Here is a 5,428-nt window from a genome sequence, read left to right on the forward strand (position 1 = left end):
CCATCTTTCAACTAACGGGCGCATTCGCGGAATAAATTTGTTCATCATTCGGGCCAGATTGTGGAAGAACAAATTAGTAAAAAAAATTGTGAGATTGTTGTCAAAGCAATCTCTTTTTTACACAAGTATTATTACTGTTACATATTCAAAAAGTAAACTTCTTGAGGTGTATATACAACATGGGCATATTCCAATTAAGACAGGTTGAAAAAAATGAAGGAAATACCATTATATTTCCAAAGATAGATTTGGATGTTTATAAAGAAGAGATGATAGCAATCCAATGCAATAATGAGGTCGGTAAGCGATTAATTAATATGATAATTGGTAGGTCACCAATTTCCAGTGGAGAAGTGTTTTTAGAAGGGTTGTCTTTAAATCATCATTTTAAAAGCCTTTCAAATCGTGTAGGGGTATTTTTATTGAATGAAGGGATGTATGAACGACTAACGTCGGAGGAATACCTAAAATTTTTAAAAAAGTTGTATGATGTTGGTGTAGAGATTAATTCTCTCCTTCGAGATGTAGGGTTAGCTGAAAAAAGAAAAGCAAAAATTAGTAAACTTTCCTATTCGGAAAAGAAACGGTTACAGCTTGCACGGGTCATCATACATCAACCAGACTTGCTCGTAATGGAAGAACCCGATCAGAATATTGATATTGAGAGTAAAATCATTATGCAAAGGGTCTTAGAAGAGTTCAAAGGACACGGGAAGGCTATTCTTATTCTGACGAACAACTTTGAAAGCGCCATTTCTATGACAAACATGGTTTATCGTCTGAATGAAGAAGGTTTAAAGAAAATTGATGTTGTGGATGAAGGTGAAAGTTCAGAAGCTGAAGAGGAAAACATGCCTAAAGAACAAATGAAAGAGGAATCCACAACTCATATACCAATACAATTTGAAAAGATTCCAGCTAAAGTTGATGATAAAATAATTCTATTTGATCCCACAGAAATTACCTATGTCGAAAGTAATGAAGGAGTTTCACACCTACATGTAAATGGAGAAACTTTCCCCTGTTCCATCACATTAAATAATTTGTTTGAGCGATTACAACCATTTGGTTTTTTTCGTTGTCACCGATCCTACATTGTTAATTTACAAAAAGTTCGTGAAGTGATTACTTGGACAAGAAATAGTTATAGCCTTGTCCTCGAAGATTCCAAGAAAAGTTCTATTCCGTTATCCAAAGGAAATTTAAGTGAATTAAAATCCGTACTTAAAATTTAAGACCTCTTTCTCGTCTAAAATGGTACTTTTAACTTGAAAAACTGCATCACTCATCCCAAAATTGGTTCCATTTAACAGGTCTTATACTCTTTTCACCCTGATAATACTGCATTGCGGCGCTTTTGCACTTAAACTTGAATCAAGAAGTCAGAAAAGGAAAAAGGAGCAAATGCAATGGAAATGTTATCGAGGTAAAAGAGCTTGCTAAATTATTTGGGAATAAAACAGCTTTAAAAAATGTGAATTTTGAGGTACAAAAAGGAGAAACAATTGGTTTTCTAGGGCCCAGCGGTTCAGGGAAAACTACTACGATTAAAATTTTAACGGCCCAACTTCAAGCAACAGCTGGAGAAGCTAAAGTATTCGGTCAGCCAGTTCAAAAATTAAAAGATCCCTCCTATATGAAACGAATCGGAATCTTAACAGATAATAGTGGTCTTTATGAAAGACTTAGTATTTACGATAACCTTGCTTTGTACTGTGATTTATATGGTGTAGAAAAAGAAAGGATTGACGAAGTGCTTGAATCTGTCAATCTAATTCGAGATAAGAAAAAAGCAGTGCAAAAACTTTCAAAAGGTATGAAACAAAGAGTAACACTGGGAAGAGCGATTTTACATAAACCTGATCTTCTCTTCTTAGATGAACCAACTTCTGCGTTGGACCCGGTGAATATGAAACATATTCATGCAGGGTTAAAGCAGTTAAATACACAAGGAACAACAATTTTTTTAACCACCCATGATATGCAGGAAGCAGAAGATCTTTGTGACCGAGTCGCTTTCTTAAATAATGGAGAAATTGTGATGTTTGATACACCCCAAAATGTAAGGGCACAGCAAGAAAACACATCTATTTCTCTTTTATTAAAAGGAAATCGAACAGTTACCGTGGATAAGGATGAAGATGGGGCAAAGGAAATTTATCAACATATGAAAGATGGACAGATTTTAACGATCCATTCTAATGAGCCAACGCTTGGAGATGTTTTTGTAGAGCTAACAGGGAGGAATTTATAATGCAATTTTCATTGAAACGAGTAAACGCCATATTTATAAAGGACTGGAAGGATTTACAAAGAAATTCCTATGTCATTTTTACCTTAGCAATACCGTTATTGTTCGCTGCATTATTAGGCCGCATGGGTGAGGGGAATGGAGTTTTCAGTACGCTGCCAATTAATCTTTCTCTTGTCATTGCAGGGGCTTTTATACAAGCTGCAATGGTGGCGGAAGAAAAGGAAAAAAACACATTAAGAGGCTTATTGTTATCGCCTGCAAATACTGTTGAGATTTTTGTGGGAAAAAGTGCATTATCAGCTATTATGACTGTCCTTGTGATTATTGAATCTATTTTTTTATCAGAATTCAAGGTTCCATCTCCACTGTTATTTATAATAAGTGTTCTACTCGGTTTAGTTTTTTATATTGCGGTTGGAACTATACTGGGCTTGCTTTCCAGAACGGTAATGGAAACAAGTATTATTGGAATGCCCGTATTAGTGGTTTTTGGAATGGGCTCTATGTTTAAAACAATGTTAGAAAATGAGTTTCTTTTGAAAGTCATCACCTATTTACCAAATGAACAGTTAGATATGATTTGGGCTGGTTTAGCCAACGGAGAAAACCTAAGTGGAATCTTTGAGAATATACTTATCCTTTTGGTATGGGTAGTCCTATCGGTGATTGCTACCATCATTATTTATAAAAGACGTAGAATTGATTAACAACATGGGTGAGGACTAACTAAGTTCACCTAACATTACAGAACAAATAAAGGAGAAAAAATCATGAAACTACTAAAAAACCTCTTAATGACTGTCGCAGGTGTCTTGATTGGTATTGCGCTCATTACGTTTTTTTAAAACTTGAGGAATAATGAGCGATATAGTACTTGGAATAATTTTACCTTGGTTATGAAACAATCGGGCGCATTCGCGGAATAAAAAGGGGTGTATAGATGTTTTTAAAGAGGTTTAACCGAACAGGAAAAGTAGTTGCATTCACTGGAATGTGGATCTTTGCCTTTGGCGCTGCATTTAATGAAACAATTTCAGATGTTACAGGTACACCTGAACTTCTCACTTCCTTTTCAATTCCTTTGGTTGTTATAGGAATCGCATTATTGATTGGTTCAAACTTTTTCAGAAAAAAACGTAAGAGATAATCTTCTTCAATCGGGCGCTATTCTCTAACAAAGAGCAGCGCCCTTCTCGCGTAATACCAGCTAATAGTTGTCAACAATTCGGTCTAAAAAAGTTTTAAAAAACATGTTACACTTAAATTGGACATGCCAAAAAACCTTATCGTTGAACCAATAAGGTTTAGAAAATTAAAAATTAAATCAGCCTTTTATTTTTGATCTACAAAAGCTTCTTGTCGTTTTAACATGGCATGAATCCAATGAACGAGTTTATTGGCACAAGCGATTGCAGCGACTTTGTGCGGCTTGCCCTCGCTTCTTTTGCGATCATAGAAGGCAATAAGTTTCTTGTTTCGGTTTTTGGCAATGCCGCATTGCACAGCTGTATAAAGGGCCTGACGCAATCGCGATGAACCTCTTTTCGTGATGCGGTTGATGGCGGCCTTAAATTTACCTGATTCAAAAACAGCCGCATCAACCCCTGCATAAGCAGCCAGTTGCTTAGGGTGTTCGAACTGATCTATTCCACCGATTTCAGATAAGATTGTTGCCGCAATCTTATCTCCGATTCCGGGGACGGATTGGATCAATTCATAGTCATCAAAAGTCTGAGCCAGAGCATCCATTTCCTTTTGTAACTTAGATAGGTGTTCCTGATAGTGAAAAAGCATCTGAATATACATCTGCAGGCTTAGAACATGGCCATGATAAATAGAATGCTGAAAGGGATTGCGGTTCGCTGCATCCTTTAATTGGGCCGCTTTATCCCAAAACCATGCATCGGAACGCTTGGCTCCGAATTGACGCATGTCGGTGGCCAAGGTTTCCTGTGAGACCTTTTGAATATCCGCAGAAGTTGGATAATGCAGTAAGGTGTTAAGCGACATCTTGCCACAAAGTTCACTAAAAACACCATGATATTCTGGAAAAATCTGATCTAGGGCAGCCTGAAACTGAAGTTTGATCTCTACATAGCTATCCGTTAAAGCACTGTGCTGCCTGGTTAATTGACGCAGGTTCAGATATTGTTCTGTTTTTCTTTGAAATACTTCCAAATCCTCTTTGTAGTACAGCTCCCCCAGATGGAAGGCATCGATTTTGTCTGTTTTCACCTTACGTAAGCTCGTTTTTCTAGCTTCATAGGAAACTACTGGATTGATTAAATAATACGTAATACCCTGATTTTCAAGAAATTGAAGCACAGGTTCATGATAGTGTCCAGTGGATTCAAAGATAACAGCTGGAGATTGACCAGAGGCCTGTTCTACTTCTTGATAAAACTGATGAAAATCGTGAAGCCCCTGATCGTGAGCAAATTTAAAAACTTTGCTTATACGTTTGTTTCCTTTTTAAAAAGGCTTGGACCTGGCTTTCGCCTTTAGCGATATCCAGACCAATAACAGGATCCATATAAACCACTACTCCTTAATAGATTCACCGGTTCGCCCCTCTTTCACTTGTAGTTTCATAGCTTCGCGTGTTATACGGGATCGTGTCCCAACCAGCCTCAAACATGTTTCTACAAGGAAGGGGTGGACAGTATTACGGACGGGATCTGGGTCCCACGGGCCATTTCGTCCTACCCCGGTTTCCTCTAGGATAAAAACCTATTAAAAATAGGTCAACCAGCTCAATAACTGGCTGACCATATAATACGATCGGGCGCCATTCCGGAATAAAGAACAGCGCCCAGTTTGCTATTGTAGGGCCATTTTGTGGAACAAAGATCATGTTGCCATTAAGGGATATAGCACTGAAATTTGGGGCAGCAAATTATATATAAAATATTGTCTATTACGAGGAGATTACAAATGTCATGGGTTGTTCCAGTGAAAGTCGAGGATATGGATACATTTTGGGTATCGTTTTGGTCTGCACTTTACTCCGGAGTTATTTATAGCATTATAACAGGGATAATTGTTGGTTTAGTCATATGGTGGGTACAATCAAAAATTGAGAGAAAAAAAGAAATAAAAACATATGAAACAGATGTATCTGTATTTAAATCTAAATTAAAGATGATAATTAATCTCAAGTTCGACAGTTGATGG

At 37.2% G+C, this 5,428-nt stretch carries 5 protein-coding genes and 1 pseudogene; 5 read left to right on the forward strand and 1 reads right to left on the reverse strand.

The annotated features are described in order from the left end of the window. Nucleotides 1–179: 179 nt before the first annotated feature. From ON01_RS00390 to ON01_RS00405, 4 genes are all read left to right on the forward strand, one after another. Nucleotides 180–1,235 (forward strand): LytTR family transcriptional regulator DNA-binding domain-containing protein, encoded by a 1,056-nt coding sequence (locus ON01_RS00390; protein ID WP_010529034.1) that lies wholly within the window; start codon nt 180–182, stop codon nt 1,233–1,235. A gap of 134 nt (nt 1,236–1,369) precedes the next feature. Beyond that, on the forward strand, nt 1,370–2,254 hold the full coding sequence (locus ON01_RS00395) for an ABC transporter ATP-binding protein (RefSeq protein ID WP_010529035.1): 885 nt from the start codon (nt 1,370–1,372) through the stop codon (nt 2,252–2,254). Next, a complete protein-coding gene (locus ON01_RS00400) occupies nt 2,254–2,961 on the forward strand; it encodes an ABC transporter permease (protein ID WP_010529036.1) in 708 nt (235 codons plus the stop codon). Before ON01_RS00395 ends, ON01_RS00400 begins: the two co-directional genes overlap by 1 nt. Before the next feature lie 233 nt (nt 2,962–3,194). Then, complete coding sequence (locus tag ON01_RS00405) at nt 3,195–3,401, forward strand: hypothetical protein (RefSeq protein ID WP_010529037.1); 207 nt, start codon at nt 3,195–3,197, stop codon at nt 3,399–3,401. 185 nt (nt 3,402–3,586) lie between these two features. Here ON01_RS00405 and ON01_RS00410 read toward each other — a convergent pair. Beyond that, nucleotides 3,587–4,787: pseudogene (locus tag ON01_RS00410) on the reverse strand (IS110 family RNA-guided transposase). Between the two features lie 401 nt (nt 4,788–5,188). Between ON01_RS00410 and ON01_RS00415 the strand changes: the two are divergent. Continuing rightward, entirely contained in the window at nt 5,189–5,425 is a 237-nt protein-coding gene (locus ON01_RS00415) for a hypothetical protein (protein WP_010529039.1), read from the forward strand. Nucleotides 5,426–5,428 lie beyond the last annotated feature (3 nt).

It is taken from the genome of Lentibacillus jeotgali (assembly GCF_000224785.1).
Lineage (GTDB): Bacteria > Bacillota > Bacilli > Bacillales > Amphibacillaceae > Lentibacillus > Lentibacillus jeotgali.

What these genes read in the sequence shown, in the direction of transcription:
- ON01_RS00400 (WP_010529036.1), top strand. Translation starts at nt 2,254, where the DNA reads ATGCAATTTTCATTGAAACGAGTAAACGCCATATTTATAAAGGACTGG.
- ON01_RS00405 (WP_010529037.1), top strand. Translation starts at nt 3,195, where the DNA reads ATGTTTTTAAAGAGGTTTAACCGAACAGGAAAAGTAGTTGCATTCACT.
- ON01_RS00415 (WP_010529039.1), top strand. Translation starts at nt 5,189, where the DNA reads ATGTCATGGGTTGTTCCAGTGAAAGTCGAGGATATGGATACATTTTGG.
- ON01_RS00390 (WP_010529034.1), top strand. Translation starts at nt 180, where the DNA reads ATGGGCATATTCCAATTAAGACAGGTTGAAAAAAATGAAGGAAATACC.